This is a genomic window from Gloeocapsa sp. DLM2.Bin57 (assembly GCA_007693955.1).
GTDB lineage: Bacteria > Cyanobacteriota > Cyanobacteriia > Cyanobacteriales > Gloeocapsaceae > Gloeocapsa.
Map to the genome: position 1 here is coordinate 14,465 of RECR01000041.1, position 16,117 is coordinate 30,581.

The following is a 16,117-nucleotide window of genomic DNA, read 5'->3' on the forward strand; positions in this document are numbered from 1 at the left end:
TACTAGTTTTAACTCATATTCCCAGTTTCATAATAACTTAACCCCAGTATTTTTAATAGTAAAAATCAGAAAATTAACGTAAATAAATTTACTTTTATAGGATTTGCTCTCAATATTTACACTATCAGGATTTACACTATATCGCTAAAAATCAGTGATTGTAGCCACAACAATGCTCAAGGAAAAAGGAATGATAAGGATAGATAAAACAAATTCCTTATAGGTCAATAGCCATGAATAGCAACTCTAACTATATAAATAATCAAGTATTAGTTCAATTCTTATCGGAAACAGCAGAAGCAACCAAAACAGAACTAAGAGCTAGTCTCGGTGCTAGTGTAGAAGATGTCGATGTTGTCTCTGGTAAAGAATTATGGACATTTGCTGCTGATGTAGATATCAACAAAGTCGTAACATTACTAGAAGAAAATAATAACACAGAATACGTAGGACGCAACAGTTTAGTTACTCCTCAAGCTATCCCCAACGATCCTAGTTTTAGCCTGCAGTGGGGTTTACACAACAGTAACAATCGCGATATAGACGCTCCCCAAGCTTGGGATATCACTACAGGTAGCGATGAAATAGTTATCGCGGTAATTGATACAGGAGTAGATTACAACCACCCCGATTTAAGAAATAATATCTGGGTAAATACAGGAGAGATTCCTAATAACGGAATTGACGATGATGGTAATGGTTACGTGGATGACTACCATGGTTATGACTTTGTTGGTAGAAATTCAGACCCCATGGATGTCACTGGACATGGTACACACGTAGCAGGAATTATCGGCGCTGAAGGTAACAACGGTATAGGTATCAGTGGTGTAGCTCCCAACGTCAAAATAATGCCCATTAGAGCAGCAGGTGGTACAACCTTTCATATTTTCCAAGCTATTAATTACGTCAATATGATGCGGAGTAGAGGAGTAAATATTGTTGCTGTTAACAATAGCTATAGTTTCCCCAACTATGATGATGGTATCAGAAATGCCATTGCTCAAGCGGGACAACAAGGGATCTTATTTGTCGCATCTGCAGGTAATGATAATGCTGATGTTGATCTTACCTCAGCGAACTACACAAACACTAGTTATCCAGCTGCTTTTAATTTAGATAACATTATTGCTGTTACTGCTACCAATAGTAACGATGAAAAACATAGCACTTCTAACTATGGAGCAAATACAATTCATTTAGGAGCACCCGGAGCGAGTATTTATAGTACAGTAAGTGGAACTGGTTATGGCTATAAAAGCGGTACGTCTATGGCAGCACCTCACGTTACAGGAGTCGCTGCACTATTAAAAGCTCAAAATCCCTCTTGGAGTTATCAACAAATCAAAGACAGAATTTTAAGTACAGTTGATCCTGTTCCTTCTTTGAGTGGAATTACTGTTACAGGTGGAAGACTTAACGCTCATAACGCTTTAACTGGTCAAATTGCACCCATTGAGATATCTATTAATAATCTAACCGTTAACGAAAATGTTGGTAATGCTGTAGTTAATGTTAACCTTTCTAGAGCTGCTGCAGGACCAATCACGGTTAACTATGCAACTCAAAACGGAACAGCGATCGCAGGTAGCGATTATACCACTACTAATGGTACTTTAACTATTCCCGCGAATCAAACTTCTGCTACTATTGCTGTTCCCATCATCGATGATACGATTGCTGAACCTGACGAAACATTCTATGTCAACCTAAGTAACCCCAATGGAGCTGTTTTAAGTAATAACCAAGCAGTAGTAACCATCATCGATAATGACCAAACCCTACCGAGAATCAGCGTTGGTGATGTAGCAGATTATGAAGGTAATTCTGGTTTTAAATGGTTTAACTTCCTAGTTACCCTAGATTCTCCTAGCAGTCAACCAGTTTCGGTTACCCTATCTACAGCCGATGGTACAGCCGTAAGTGGATCAGACTATACAGCAGGTAGTAAAACCATTACCTTTAGCCCAGGTCAAACTCAGATTACCGAAAGAGTTAGAGTCAGAGGAGATAGAGTTCCAGAGCCTCATGAAGTCTTTTATGTTAATGCTAGTAATCCAGTTAACGCTACCATCGATAAAGGACAAGGAATTATCACCATTCTCAATGACGATGGCGTCACCCCTAATAGTGATAACTTCCTCTTTGACAATAGCTCAGCTGTGGAAATTAAATCGGAGATTGATCCTAAACAACTACTCGGAGCATCCTCAGCTACAATAAAAGAAGACCTCTTTAACTCTGATTCTGAATTAGTAAGCATGAGAAGTAACCTATTAGAAGGTAAAGAAAATCAAGTTTTTGACTCTTTCTCTTCAGGTTGGTAAGTTGAAGCAATATACAACTCTTTTAACTGTTTATCGCTCACTGATGCTGGTGCTTCGGTGAGTAAACAACTTGCTTGTTGGGTTTTCGGAAAAGCAATCACATCTCTAATTGATTCTTCTTGAGCGAGTAACATCACTAAACGATCTAAACCGTAAGCGATACCACCATGGGGAGGAGCACCATATTCAAAAGCTTCTAAAAGGAAACCAAATTTATCTTGAGCTTCCTGTGGGGATAACCCGATCGTTTGAAAGACTTTTTCTTGGATCTCTTTCTGATAGATACGTAAACTACCTCCACCGATTTCTACACCATTAAATACTAAGTCATAAGCTTGTGCTCTAGCGTTGGCTAAATCCTCGATATCTTCAGCATAGGGAGCAGTAAAGGGGTGGTGTAACGCTTCTAGTCTTTTTTCCTCGGGATTCCACTCAAACATTGGGAAATCTGTTACCCAGAGTAGATTAATTTGATTTTCAGGGATTAAACCTAATTCTGCTCCGATGAATAAGCGTAAACGATCTAAAGCTTTATTGACTATATTAGTTTCTGCCGCGACAAACAGTAATAAATGTCCAGGTTTAGCCTTAGTTTTGCTTAAAATTGCTGCTTTTTGCTCTACACTTAGGTTATCTTTAATCGCTCCAATCGTATCGATTTCCCCTTCTTCGCGCACACGAATATAAGCGATTCCTTTAGCACCTGCGATGGTTGCTTCTTTATAAATATCTCCACCTGGTTTGATTCTCATGTTGGAGATAGTCTCATTCCCCCCAGGAATAGGGAGAATTTTGACTAAACCACCTTTTTTAACTACATCAGAGAAAACTTTAAAACCACAATCTTGGACAATCTCTGACACATCTACTAATTTTAAATCAAAACGGGTATCAGGGCGATCGCTTCCATATACATCCATCGCTTCGTTATAAGTTAAACGTGGAAAAGGAGTAGATAACTCGATATTTTTGACCTTTTTAAAGATATGAGAGATTAACCCCTCGTTAAGAGTAATTACCTCATCTAAAGACATAAAACTCATTTCCATGTCTAATTGGGTAAATTCTGGTTGACGATCTGCTCTTAAATCCTCATCCCGAAAACAACGCGCAATTTGATAATAGCGATCGCATCCTGCTACCATCAATAACTGTTTAAACAATTGGGGAGACTGAGGTAAAGCGTACCAATCTCCTGGATTGACTCGGGAGGGGACAAGATAATCTCTTGCTCCTTCAGGGGTAGAGCGAGTTAAAATAGGAGTCTCTACCTCTAGAAAATGTTCTTGATTCTCTAAATAATCGCGAATCCCTTTAACCACCTCATGACGGAGACGGAGATTAGCGTACATTTTTTCCCGTCTTAAATCTAGGTAACGGTATTTTAACCTTAAGTCTTCTCTGACTAATTCAGAGTCAATACTAGATACCTGAAAAGGTAGTTGTTTAGTTACCCCATTGAGTATCTCAATTTTATGAGCGTAGATTTCAATTTCTCCTGTGGGTAATTTGGGGTTTTTTGAATCCACCGGACGTGGGCTAACTTTTCCTGTTATTCTAACTACATATTCATTTCTGAGGGTTTCTGCGTCTGAATAAGAATCGGGAGTACGTTGAGGATCGCTGACTATTTGTACTACCCCTGAGCGATCGCGCAAATCTATAAAAATCACTCCCCCGTGATCTCTTCTTCTATCCACCCAACCACACAGAGTCACGGTTTCTTCAACCTGTTTAGCTTGTAATTCTCCGCAATAATAATTCCGCATTGACTAACTTAACCCATCCATATTAATTAAATACTATCAGTTTTTCTCTGACCAATTTTATTCCTTTTGGGCTAAAATCACTATAATCTTTTCTTACAAATACTCAAAGTCTTTTTCTATGTATAATTGTCTGGTTATAGGTGCAGGTCCCGCTGGGGCTACAGCTGCTTATCATCTCGCTAAACAAGCTCACTCAGTCTTAATCTTAGATAAAGCTTCTTTCCCTCGTAGTAAACCCTGTGGAGGGGGTGTCTCTCCGGCGATCGCTTCTTGGTTTGATTTTGACTTTACCCCCGTCATTGACAATACCATCACCCAAGTACAATATACCTGGAAAATTGGCGATCCCGTAGAAGCCAAACTCAAAAACGTTCAACCTATGTGGATGGTTAATCGAAGTGCTTTTGATAAGTTTATTCTAGATCAAGCTATCCAGAAGGGAGCAACCTTTAAAGACGATACCGAAGTTACCGCTATTCAATCTCAACCCGAAGGTTGGATCGTGAAAACTCCTACAGAAACCTTTACAGCAAATTATCTAATTGCTGCTGATGGGGTTAATAGCGTGGTGTCTAAATGGCTAGGTTTAGGTAACCCCCAACCTAGTTTAGCTGGATCTCTGGAAATCAAAACTAATCAACCTCCTCAAAACCTCAATAAAGCTTATTTTGAATTTGGGTTACTTAAAAATGGCTATATCTGGAACTTCCCCAAGAGTGACGGTTATAGTATTAGTGGTGCTATTTTACGAGGTAACAAAGCTAATTCAGCTGAACTGAAAAAACAGATTTTTACCTACGCTAAGGAATTTGGTTTAGATACTAGTAATGCTAGTTATACCGAATACCCCCTAGGTTTATGGCGCGAAAATCAACCCCTCCATAGTCAAAAAGCGATCGTAGCTGGTGAAGCTGCAGGAGTATTAGATCCTCTCACAGGGGAAGGTATTCGACCTTCAATTTGGACTGGTATTAAAGCTGCCGAAGCGATTAACCAAAGTCTTCAAGGTAACCCCAACGCTATCTCTCAATATACTGAGATTGTTAAACAAGAATGGGGTAATGATATGATTTTAGCCCAACGTCTAGCGGGATTATTTTATCAATTCCCCCAAATCGCCTATAAAGTTGGCGTAAAACGTCCTTCTGCAGCTCAAATTATGGGTCAAATTCTCTGTGGTGAACTTAGATATAGCGATATCACCGATAAAGCCATGAGTCGCTTGAAAAAAAGTCTCATCCCAGGTATGAAATAATTCGGAGTTAGGAGTTAGGAGTTAGGGGTTATTCCGAATGCGCGAATGCGCGAATTAATTATTGTTTCGCTCATTCTACATTCTTTATTTCCCTCTCCCCTACTTCTCCTGTTGGCTACACCAAGCGATCGCCTGTGGTAAAATCAAGTGTTCTTGTGCTTGAATACGCGCGTGTAAAGTCAGGGGTGTATCATCGGGTAAAATAGGTACAGCCGCTTGAATCAAAATCGGTCCACTATCTACTTCTAAAGTGGCTATATGTACCGTACAACCAGTTATTTTTACTCCCGCAGCTAAAGCTTGTTCTACAGCGCGAATCCCTGGAAAACTAGGTAATAAGCTAGGATGAATATTAATGATTCTATTGGTAAAAGCTTCTAAAAGAACATTTGTAACTATACGCATCCATCCCGCCATAATCACCCAATCAACTTGGTGTTGTTGTAAAATGCGGACAATTTCAGCGTCACAATCTTCTCTAGTAGCAAAATTACGGTGATTAACCAAGATTGCAGGAACTTGATAATTGACAGCACGATCACGCACTCCCGCTTTAGGATTATTATAGATAACTAGAGGGATTTCCGCCTTAAGTTTTCCTGCTTGAATAGCAGCGGCGATCGCTCCAAAATTGCTCCCACTTCCTGAAGCTAAAATCCCTAATCTGATTGGTTTAGTATTAGTTGGTTGTAAATTAGACAAAGGAGGGGAAATTAAGAGAGAATTAGCATAATCTACAGAAGGATTAATCATAATAAGATGACCAAAGAAGAAATAATTGCAAGTTTAAATCTAGTTAAACATATTGAGGGTGGCTATTTCGCTGAAACCTATCGCGCCGTTGAACAAATACCTACAGAAAGAAGCGGTAATCTACGCAATATGTGCACATCTATATACTATTTGTTAACCAGGGATCAGCCCGTTAATCATTTTCAGAAAAATCGCTCAGATATTATCCACTATTTCCACACAGGAGCAGCAATTACGTATCTGATTATTGATCCCGAAGGTAGATTAGAAAAGGTTAAACTAGGAAGTAATCTAGCAGCAGGAGAACAATTGCAACTCTTAGTCAAGGCTGGTTGTTGGAAAGCTGGATTTTTAGAAACAGGTGACTATGGTTTAATAGGGGAAGCGGTAGCACCAGGTTTTGATTATCGAGATATGGAAATAGCTGATCAGAGTTTACTAACACAATATCCTCACTTAGCCCCAGAAATCAAGGATTATCTGAACCATAATCAAGGGTAAATAAGCATCGTGGAATTAAAACAAGTTATCATCGCTCATAAATCGGGAGACTCTCAGAGTCGGAGTTGGGCTGAAAAATGTGCTAAAGAATTAGAAGCCCTTAATTGTCATGTCTTAATGGGGCCTAGTGGTTATAAAGATAACCCCTATCCCGTGTTTTTAGCCTCTTCTAACAGCAAAATCGACCTGGCGATCATTTTAGGAGGAGATGGTACTGTTTTAAGCGCAGCGCGTCAATTAGCTCAAGAAGGTATTCCTATTTTAGCAGTTAACGTGGGGGGACATTTAGGCTTTTTAACCGAACCTTTTGAAGAGTTTCAAGATACTACTAGAGTCTGGGAACGCTTACAATCAGACCATTACGCGGTACAACAACGTATGATGTTAGCAGCTGTTATCTGTGAAGGCGATCGCCATAATCCTGAAATTCTTGGTCAGAAATACTTCTGTCTCAACGAAATGTGTATTAAACCCGCTAGTATTGACCGTATGCCTACTTCTGTGTTAGAAATGGAAGTAGATGGAGAAGTAGTCGATCAATATCACGGTGATGGTTTATTAGTGGCTACACCTACAGGATCTACCTGTTATACAGCTTCTGCTAATGGTCCTATTATTCATCCTGGTATGGAAGCGATCGCCCTTACCCCTATTTGTCCTCTGAGCCTTTCTAGTCGTTCTATCGTAATACCACCTCGGTCTGTAGTTAGTATTTGGCCCTTAGGAGACTATGAACTAAATACTAAACTATGGACAGATGGTGCTTTAGCTACTTCAATTTGGCCCAATCAATGGGTCAGAGTATTTATGGCTGAAAAATCAGCTCGTTTTATCATTCTACGTCAAAGTTATTCTTTTTATCAAACTCTCAGAGAAAAATTACTCTGGGCTGGTGCTAGAGTCTATCATACTAATAATAATCGTTCTAATGGTAAATAGCGACTGCTCTTTTGTTTGTTAACACTAATTAATAACACTTAAGTAATTTTAAATCCCAATTAATCTTAAAAAAATCTAAAGTTTTACGGAAAGTATCTAAAAGGATAAACTGAGCAAAAATTAAGAGTTAAAATTATGACTAGTTATCGTAATACTAACTAAAATAATGCTGATAAAAGTCACCAATCAAGAAGAACTACAAAACCTCATACAACGGGTTAAAACCGCACAACAGGAATACGCCTCCTATAGTCAAGAGCAAGTAGATGCAATTTTCAAAAAAGCAGCCCTAGCAGCCAATACAGCCAGAATTGTTTTAGCAAAAATGGCAGCTACAGAAACAGGAATGGGTGTTGTAGAAGACAAAGTGATTAAAAATCATTTTGCTTCAGAAATTATCTACAACAAATATAAACAAGAGAAAACCTGTGGAGTGATTGAGGAAGACAAATCATTTGGATTCCAGAAAATAGCCGAACCAGTAGGAGTTTTAGCGGGAATAGTCCCAACCACTAACCCAACCTCTACAGCAATCTTTAAATCATTAATTGCCTTAAAAACCCGCAACGGGATTATTTTTTCACCTCACCCCAGAGCGAAAAATTGCACCATTGAAGCAGCGAAAATAGTACTCGAAGCAGCGGTAAAAGCAGGAGCACCAGAGAATATAATCGGTTGGATAGATGAGCCTACAGTAGCCTTATCCCAAGGATTGATGCAGAACTCCGATATCAAGCTAATTTTAGCGACAGGAGGTCCGGGAATGGTGAAAGCGGCTTATTCTTCGGGACGTCCATCTTTAGGAGTTGGAGCCGGCAATACACCCGCATTAATAGACGCTTCAGCCCATATCAAAATGGCTGTCTCCTCGATCATCTTGAGTAAGACCTTTGATAATGGTATGATTTGTGCCAGTGAGCAGTCAGTAGTAGTTGTTGATGAGGTTTACGAACAAGTCAGAGCAGAATTTCTTGAACGTGGAGCTTATTTTGTCAACCCTGAAGAAAGAGAAAAACTAGGTAAAGTAGTGATTGTTGATGGACATCTTAACCCAGAGATAGTCGGTCAACCGGTGCAAAGAATAGCGGAATTAGCGGGATTTAGCGTAGGAGCTAACACCAGAGTTATCCTAGCCGAAGTAGAAGAAATAGGTTATCAAGAGCCATTTTCTTACGAGAAATTATCCCCAATTCTAGGCATGTATCGGGCTACTGATTTTGCAGATGCAGTGAAAAAAGCAGAAGCTTTAGTACAATTTGGGGGTAAAGGTCATACAGCATCATTATATACAGATCCAAATAACCTAGAACATATTCAAGCTTTTGAAGATAAAGTACAAACCGCAAGGGTATTAATTAATACACCATCTTCTCAAGGAGCGATCGGGGATATCTATAACTTCCGTTTAGATCCTTCTTTAACCCTAGGTTGTGGTAGTTGGGGTGGTAACTCTATTAGTGAAAACGTCGAACCAAAACACCTACTCAATATCAAAACCGTCGCGGAAAGACGAGAAAATATGCTCTGGTTTCGCATTCCCCCTAAAATTTATTTTAGACATGGCTCTTTACCAGTAGCAATTCGGGAATTAGCCGGGAAAAAACGGGCTTTCGTAGTTACGGATAAACCAATTTATGAGATGGGAATGACTAAAGGGCTAGAAGAGGTCTTAGAAGAGATAGGTGTTAAATATAATGTCTTCTATGATGTAGAGCCAGATCCTTCTCTAGATACGGTACAACGTGGGTTAACCATGATGAATAACTTTGACCCTGATGTAATTATCGCTATTGGGGGTGGATCTCCGATGGATGCAGCTAAGATTATGTGGTTGATGTATGAACATCCCGAGATTGAATTTGAGGGATTAGCCATGCGTTTTATGGATATCCGTAAGCGGGTTTATGATTTACCACCTTTAGGGGAAAAAGCGATTATGGTCGCTATTCCTACCACCTCGGGAACAGGTTCAGAGGTTACCCCCTTTGCGGTAGTAACTGATCGCCGTAATCAGATTAAATATCCTTTAGCTGATTATGCGTTAACCCCCAATATGGCGATCATCGATCCTGAGTTAGTGTTAAATATGCCGAAAGCTTTGACCGCGTTTGGTGGAGTTGACGCTTTAACCCACGCTTTAGAAGCTTATGTCTCGGTATTAGCTTCAGAGTTTACTAATGGATTATCCCTAGAAGCGATTCGTCTAATTTTCAAATACCTTCCTGATTCTTATCATCAAGGTGCACATAATCCCAAAGCCAGAGAAAAAATGCACTATGCAGCTACTATGGCGGGTTTAGCTTTTGCCAATGGTTTCTTAGGTATTTGTCATTCTATGGCGCACCAATTGGGGGCAATTTTCCACATTCCCCACGGTTTAGCTAACGCTTTGATGATTTCCTACGTCATTAAATACAACGCTACCGATGCACCTTTTAAACAGGCGACTTTCTCACAATATAAATACCCTAACGCTAAATGGCGTTATGCTCGTATCGCTGATTATCTCAATCTTGGGGGTAATAATGAAGAAGAGAAGATTAATCTGTTGATTACAGCTATTGAAGACTTGAAGCGTCAGGTTAATATACCTAGTTCGATTCGAGAGGTTATTTCTGAAAGTGAAGCCCAATTCTTAGCTAAACTAGATGAATTATCAGAACAAGCTTTTGATGATCAATGTACAGGATCTAATCCTCGTTATCCTTTGATTAGTGATTTAAAACAGCTTTTCATTGATGCTTATTATGGGCGTTTAGCTGATAATCCACAACCCCTAGAACCAACTTCTCAACCCCAAACTGCTGAAGTTTAAGTATATTTGTGACCAAATTAGATGAGCTTACCATCAGCAATCGCTGCTGTTGAAAGCTCATCTATGTTTTCTTATCCACTTTTGCTTTTAACAATTCTTTCAATTGGTACTGATTATCATCATTGATTAAACTCAGAGCAGGAAGACCCGTTAACTTGGTAATTAACGCCAAGCCCGCACTAGTATTAGTAGCGACTCCGCTGATAAGATCAGGTGTAATCCCAAAACCTTTAATCACTCCTACTACTGCATAGGGATCACAAGCGCATAAAACCGTTAAACAAATATGTTCTTTAATTTCCTCAAGTACAATTGAGCCATTATAAGGTTCAAAAGGAGAAGCCCCCGCTTCTACGACTACTACATCAGGGTTATGAGCAGCGATCAGAGTTAATAAAATAAGGAGACATTGTCGAAATTCTTCACCAGGACAAATAGAAGAAGGTAATCCAACATCAACAAAATCAAAAATCTGATCAGCTCCTGCATCTTTCATCGCGAGAATATCTCGGTAACGACTAGCACCAGTTAATTTAGCCCCTATTACTTTTAAACCCAATACCACCAGTAATTATTAATTTAGTACCTGATGTAGTTGGTTGTAAATTTAAAATTTTTTGTTCAATTGCACTAACATCCTCAAGATTGAGTATTCTGACATCAACGATCGCTTTGCTTTCAGGAGCAATCACATTGGAACGAATTCCACCATCAATAGTTCCCACATTAACGCTTATACCTTTAACAGGGTCATTGAGAGCAAACAATTTTTGAATCACAAAAGATAACTCTAGAATAGCACTAGCACCCTTTTCAGGATCTAACCCTGCGTGAGCTGCTTTGCCGATAACTTGAACCGTAAACCTACCTACTCCTTTACGTCTAGTTTTCAGCTTTCCCCGAGGACCTAAAGATGGTTCCATGATTAAAGCTCGATTGGCTCTTTGAGCTAATTTACGGATTGCTTGAGTTGATTCAATGCTACCGATTTCTTCATCAGAATTAATTAAGATAACTGGAGCTACTTGTAAAGTTAAATCTTGAGCTAGAATTGCTTCAACTGCGAAAATACTCGATACTAGTCCGGCTTTCATATCATAACTACCAGGTCCATAGAGTTTACCTTCTTGAGAATAAAGAGGCATTTTGGCTATAGTTCCCAAAGGCCAAACAGTATCACAATGTCCTAACAATAGTTGTATTGCTTGATTTTTAGCTCTATTTTGCGGTAAAGCCAATAAATGTCCTCCTGTTTTCTTTCCAGGAAGATAACGAACTAAATAACCTCTTTTACGCCAAGCTTCTGTAAGAATCCTTAAAATCTTTCCTTGACTAGCTGGTACAGTAGAGGGAGATTCAGTCAGAATCAATTCTTTAAGTAACTCTTGCATTGGTGTTTGACGACTATGGAGATAATCTCGTAATCTTCTAGTCTGATTAGAATAACTCATTGGCTAAACCCCTCTGGAAAAGGAAAAGAAAAACTAGAATCAATGATTTTATATCGACCAGGAGAGAGATAGACTAAGAGAGGACATTTTTGTAATACATCTTGGTCATCGCGATCGCTTTCCCTAGCAGCCTGAGGATCTAGATAAGCTGCGACTATTTGACCAACAATTAAACTATTTTTACCAAAACCATCAATAATTCTGTCTAGATTACATTCTAGAAAACAATAACCCTCTGCTAAAAATACACCATCTATTACAGAAGCTTTTTGAGTAGGCAATATTTGTAAAGAAGGTTTAGAATGATCCTCACAACGAGGACTAGCTGATAAACTAGTTAAAACTATTTGTTCTGGTTTAGGAAAGGTTATCGTAAATACTTTTTCTCTGACTATATTTTGATAAGTACCATGACTAGGAGTACAGACAAAGCCAAAATAATTATCCCATCCTAAAGGCATTGCCATATGTTTTGGGGCTAAATCGTAAGCTCCCGTCTCTTCTTTGCTACCTATAACTACAAATTGTGCTACTAGAAAAAAGCGATCCCAGATGTTATATTTTAGGTCTAATTTAACCAATTGTTGAGACATTTTAACCTCCTACACGAGGTATATTTCTATGATAGCAATGTTAAACTCTATCCTTAATCAATGTGAATCGGTTGGCAGACTCCTACTAGCTTTAATTCGGGCCCTTGAAAACAAATAATCCCCATACCCCACACCCTACACCCCATACCCTATTACCAATATCTTATGACAAAGATGCAATATATGAGTTAAACCAAGAAAGCTATTTACAACATCAACAATGGATGAGTTACGCCCTAAATTTAGCTCAAATCGGTCTTGAATCAGGTGAAGTTCCCGTTGGAGCTGTTATTATTGATGCAGAGGGAAACTTAATCGCTCAAGCAACCAATCGCAAAGAAAAAAACCAAGATCCCACAGCCCACGCTGAAATAATCGCTATTCGTCAAGCTAGCCATAAATTAGGCACATGGAGATTAAACAATTGTATCCTTTACGTTACCCTAGAACCCTGTATCATGTGTACAGGAGCAATTATTCAAGCTAGACTCGGTTTATTGGTTTATGGTGTTGACGATCCCAAAACTGGAGCAGTGCGCAGTGTGTTTAACTTACCAGATAGTCTAGCTTCTAATCATCGTTTACAGGTTTTAGCGGGAATTAAAGAATTAGCCTGTAAAAAACAATTACAATCTTGGTTTGCACGACAACGCCAAGAAAAGCTAAAATAGGAGCAGACATGGTTAACTAGTCTATATTAATTTAGTATTTAGCCCCGAGTGTGAAAAAAAGTTCTGATCTTTCTCTCTCATTAAATCTTAAAGAGCTTTTTCCTTTTGAATTAGACGATTTTCAATTACAGGCGATCGCTGCTCTTGACGCTGGTAACTCTGTTGTGGTTTGTGCTCCCACAGGCTCTGGTAAAACTCTCATAGGCGAATATGGGATTCATCGTGCTTTAGCCCAAGGAAAAAGAGTCTTCTATACTACTCCCCTCAAAGCCCTTTCTAATCAAAAATTCCGGGATTTTAGGGAGCTTTTAGACAATCCTCAAGACGTTGGCTTAATCACAGGTGATATTATTATCAACCCAGACGCAGCTATTGTAGTGATGACTACAGAAATTTTCCGCAATATGCTGTACGAAACCCCTATTGGACAAGTAGGAACATCCCTAGAAAACGTAGAATCAGTAGTACTAGACGAGTGTCACTATATTAGCGATACATCTAGAGGTACAGTATGGGAAGAATCAATAATCTATTGTCCTGCTAAGATTCAATTAATAGCATTATCAGCAACTATCGGCAATCCAGAACAACTCAGCGATTGGATTGAGCAAGTGCGCAACTCTCAACAAGCAGACAGTCAATACAAATGCGTCTTAATCAACTCCAATTTTCGTCCTGTCCCCTTAAGGGTTTATTTTAGCTCTCTTGATGGTTTATTACCCTTACTCAATCAAAAACAAAACCAAATCAATAGCCAACTCAAAATACAGAGCCAAAAATACGCCAGAAGGAGGCTTTATCGAGAAGATTGTCCTAACATACCTCAAATTATTGAGCAATTAATCCAAGGAGATATGCTCCCCGCGATTTATATAATTTTCAGTCGTCGCGGTTGTGAACAAGCAATCAAATCCCTAGACTCATTACAACTAGTCACCAATCAAGAAGCCCAAAAAATCTATTTAACCCTGCTAGAATTCTTACTAGTAGATAACCCAGAATTACAACTAGCTTTGTGTAACGCACTGGAGCAATACCCAGATTTACAACAAAAACTACTAAGTCTTTTAGCCAATAATCCCCAAGCAGACCAAGAATTTTGGGCATATTTAGAACAAAACCCAGGTTTAAAAGAGACCATACTGCTTTTATTAGCCAAAACTAGCAAAATTGCCCGAATAGAACAATTAGACCCTCTGATGAGAGGAATAGCTAGCCACCACGCGGGATTATTACCCCCCTGGAAAGAACTAGTAGAAAAACTCTTTGAGCAAGGATTAATTAAAGTTGTTTTTGCTACAGCAACCCTATCAGCAGGTATTAATATGCCGGCACGTACTACGATTATATCATCTCTGAGCAGACGTACAGATAGTGGACACAGTATGCTCACCCCTTCAGAATTCTTGCAGATTGCAGGAAGAGCAGGACGTAGAGGTAAGGACAAAGTAGGACACGTAGTTACAGTCCAAACCCCTTTTGAAGGAGCACAGGAAGCAGCGAGACTAGCTATGGCTAAACCAGAAGCTTTAACTAGTCAGTTTACCCCTTCCTATGGGATGGTTTTAAACCTACTGCAAAAACACAGTCTAGAAGAAATCAAAGACTTACTACAGCGCAGTTTTGCCGAATATTTAGAACAGTTAAAATTAATCCCCTCACGGCAAAAAATCAGCGAACTCAACAGCGAATTAGCCAAACTAGACATTAAACTAGCAGAATTAGAGAGAACAGGTATAGGTATCCCAGAGATAGAAAGTTACCAAAAACTCAAAGAACATCTCAAACAAGAACAACATCTGTTAAAGATACTGCAACAACAAGCCCAAAACGATCACAAAAAACAGATTGCTCCTTTACTCTTAGAACTAACTTCAGGGCAAATTCTCGCTCTCAAAGGTAAAAATGTAGCGGTAGATTCACCCTTAATAGCTTTACTAGTAACTAAAATACCAGGTCCTGGACAAGCTCCCGAATTAGTTTGTTTAGGAGCAGATAATTATTGGTATCTAATCACCTATAAAGACATCATAGACATTAACCAAGGTTATCTACCTGAAGGAGAAATAGCTCAAATTCCCCTACCCGAATCTAGCAAAATGAAACTAGGTAGATTCAGCAAAGGAGACGTTGTCACAGAAATTATCACCCAAAAAATACTCAAAAATGTCATCCCTACACCTCCACCCCCAGAAATAATAGAACAACAACATCGTCTAGACGCTGTACAAGCCAATATAGACAATCATCCCCTCGAACAAAGAAAAAAACCGAGCGAAATCATTAAACAATACAAACAACGTCTTTCTCTCAGAGATCAACTGAGTAAAATTCAACATAAATATCAAAGCAGAAAGAATAAAATCCCTTACTATTGGCAAGAATTTTTGTGTTTGATTGAAATCTTGCAAGAATTTAAGGCTTTAGATGATTTAAATATTACTATCCTAGGGGAAGTAGGAGCATTAATCAGGGGAGAAAATGAACTCTGGATAGCTTTAGCCTTAATGTCAGGAGCATTTGACCATTTATCCCCTCCCCAACTAGCAGCGGCGATTAGTGCTTTAATCGTTGAACCACCCCGTAGCGACACTTGGGTTGATTGTCCTGGTTCACCTGAAGTCTTACAAGCATTAGGTTTAGGGCAAAATACCCAAGCATCAGTAGTCAACCTCCAACAACTTCGACGTCAACTTAATCAAGTGCAAAGAAGATACGAGTCTAAATTAAGTAAAGTTCCCCCTGTTTTACTCGAAACGCAATTGATGGGCTTAGTAGAACAATGGGCTCTTGGGTTAGAATGGGATGAACTATGTGAAATGACTAGTCTAGACGAGGGAGATCTTGTCCGCTTATTGAGACGAACCATCGATATACTTTGGCAAATACCCCAAATAACGATGTTATCCCTGCAACTGAGAGAAAACGCTCAAGAGACTTTACCAATGTTAAAACGTTTTCCTCTCTAATTTTGAGCTAAATTATCAGAAAATGGGTTTAAAACCCCCTCCTTGGCAGAGGGCTTTACTTTTTCATTAATCTA

11 protein-coding genes and 2 pseudogenes are annotated in these 16,117 nt (G+C 39.1%); 8 read left to right on the top strand and 5 right to left on the bottom strand.

Annotated elements, in window-relative coordinates:
- The first annotated feature begins 233 nt into the window (after positions 1 to 233).
- Complete coding sequence (locus tag EA365_02770; GenBank protein TVQ47893.1) at positions 234 to 2,327, top strand: hypothetical protein; 2,094 nt, start codon at positions 234 to 236, stop codon at positions 2,325 to 2,327.
- Here EA365_02770 and aspS read toward each other — a convergent pair.
- Positions 2,294 to 4,096 carry an aspartate--tRNA ligase gene (aspS, locus tag EA365_02775; GenBank protein TVQ47894.1) on the bottom strand — a complete coding sequence of 601 codons (1,803 nt, stop codon included), beginning with the start codon at positions 4,094 to 4,096 and terminating at the stop codon, positions 2,294 to 2,296. The two genes, EA365_02770 and aspS, sit on opposite strands and share 34 nt — an antisense overlap.
- A gap of 118 nt (positions 4,097 to 4,214) precedes the next feature.
- Here aspS and EA365_02780 point away from each other — a divergent pair, with 118 nt between their 5' ends.
- Complete coding sequence (locus EA365_02780; GenBank protein ID TVQ47895.1) at positions 4,215 to 5,351, top strand: geranylgeranyl reductase family protein; 1,137 nt, start codon at positions 4,215 to 4,217, stop codon at positions 5,349 to 5,351.
- A gap of 99 nt (positions 5,352 to 5,450) precedes the next feature.
- Here EA365_02780 and EA365_02785 read toward each other — a convergent pair whose 3' ends face one another.
- On the bottom strand, positions 5,451 to 6,104 hold the full coding sequence (locus EA365_02785; GenBank protein TVQ47896.1) for a phosphoribosylglycinamide formyltransferase: 654 nt from the start codon (positions 6,102 to 6,104) through the stop codon (positions 5,451 to 5,453).
- 6 nt (positions 6,105 to 6,110) lie between these two features.
- Between EA365_02785 and EA365_02790 the strand changes: the two genes are divergently transcribed.
- The 3 genes from EA365_02790 to EA365_02800 all read left to right on the top strand — a co-directional run bounded on the left by EA365_02790 (position 6,111) and on the right by EA365_02800 (position 10,359).
- A complete protein-coding gene (locus EA365_02790; GenBank protein TVQ47897.1) occupies positions 6,111 to 6,605 on the top strand; it encodes a cupin domain-containing protein in 495 nt (164 codons plus the stop codon).
- 9 nt (positions 6,606 to 6,614) lie between these two features.
- Positions 6,615 to 7,544, top strand: coding sequence for an NAD(+) kinase (locus tag EA365_02795; GenBank protein ID TVQ47898.1), 930 nt, complete (start codon positions 6,615 to 6,617; stop codon positions 7,542 to 7,544).
- Positions 7,545 to 7,716: 172 nt separating this feature from the next.
- Positions 7,717 to 10,359 carry a bifunctional acetaldehyde-CoA/alcohol dehydrogenase gene (locus EA365_02800; GenBank protein TVQ47903.1) on the top strand — a complete coding sequence of 881 codons (2,643 nt, stop codon included), beginning with the start codon at positions 7,717 to 7,719 and terminating at the stop codon, positions 10,357 to 10,359.
- 127 nt (positions 10,360 to 10,486) lie between these two features.
- Here the strand turns inward: EA365_02800 and EA365_02805 are convergent.
- From EA365_02805 to EA365_02815, 3 genes and pseudogenes are all read right to left on the bottom strand, one after another.
- Positions 10,487 to 10,918: pseudogene (locus tag EA365_02805) on the bottom strand (hypothetical protein).
- Positions 10,893 to 11,810, bottom strand: a complete 918-nt coding sequence (locus tag EA365_02810) for a M20 family peptidase (GenBank protein ID TVQ47899.1) — start codon at positions 11,808 to 11,810, stop codon at positions 10,893 to 10,895. Before EA365_02810 ends, EA365_02805 begins: the two are co-directional and overlap by 26 nt.
- Entirely contained in the window at positions 11,807 to 12,403 is a 597-nt protein-coding gene (locus tag EA365_02815; GenBank protein TVQ47900.1) for a flavin reductase, read from the bottom strand. The genes EA365_02810 and EA365_02815 overlap by 4 nt, the downstream gene beginning before the upstream one ends.
- Before the next feature lie 40 nt (positions 12,404 to 12,443).
- Here EA365_02815 and EA365_02820 point away from each other — a divergent pair.
- The 3 genes and pseudogenes from EA365_02820 (at position 12,444) to EA365_02830 (ending at position 16,043) form a co-directional block, all read left to right on the top strand.
- Positions 12,444 to 12,521, top strand: a pseudogene (locus tag EA365_02820) (diversity-generating retroelement protein bAvd family protein).
- Between the two features lie 106 nt (positions 12,522 to 12,627).
- A complete protein-coding gene (locus EA365_02825; protein TVQ47904.1) occupies positions 12,628 to 13,074 on the top strand; it encodes a nucleoside deaminase in 447 nt (148 codons plus the stop codon).
- A gap of 50 nt (positions 13,075 to 13,124) precedes the next feature.
- Positions 13,125 to 16,043: a DEAD/DEAH box helicase gene (locus EA365_02830; protein TVQ47901.1), complete on the top strand. Its 2,919-nt coding sequence runs from the start codon at positions 13,125 to 13,127 to the stop codon at positions 16,041 to 16,043.
- The last annotated feature ends 74 nt before the right edge of the window (positions 16,044 to 16,117 follow it).

Bases quoted from the DNA above. Each gene is read 5' to 3' on its own strand.
- EA365_02770 (TVQ47893.1), top strand. From the start codon at position 234: ATGAATAGCAACTCTAACTATATAAATAATCAAGTATTAGTTCAATTC.
- aspS (TVQ47894.1), bottom strand. From the start codon at position 4,096: ATGCGGAATTATTATTGCGGAGAATTACAAGCTAAACAGGTTGAAGAA.
- EA365_02780 (TVQ47895.1), top strand. From the start codon at position 4,215: ATGTATAATTGTCTGGTTATAGGTGCAGGTCCCGCTGGGGCTACAGCT.
- EA365_02785 (TVQ47896.1), bottom strand. From the start codon at position 6,104: ATGATTAATCCTTCTGTAGATTATGCTAATTCTCTCTTAATTTCCCCT.
- EA365_02790 (TVQ47897.1), top strand. From the start codon at position 6,111: ATGACCAAAGAAGAAATAATTGCAAGTTTAAATCTAGTTAAACATATT.
- EA365_02810 (TVQ47899.1), bottom strand. From the start codon at position 11,810: ATGAGTTATTCTAATCAGACTAGAAGATTACGAGATTATCTCCATAGT.
- EA365_02815 (TVQ47900.1), bottom strand. From the start codon at position 12,403: ATGTCTCAACAATTGGTTAAATTAGACCTAAAATATAACATCTGGGAT.
- EA365_02825 (TVQ47904.1), top strand. From the start codon at position 12,628: ATGAGTTACGCCCTAAATTTAGCTCAAATCGGTCTTGAATCAGGTGAA.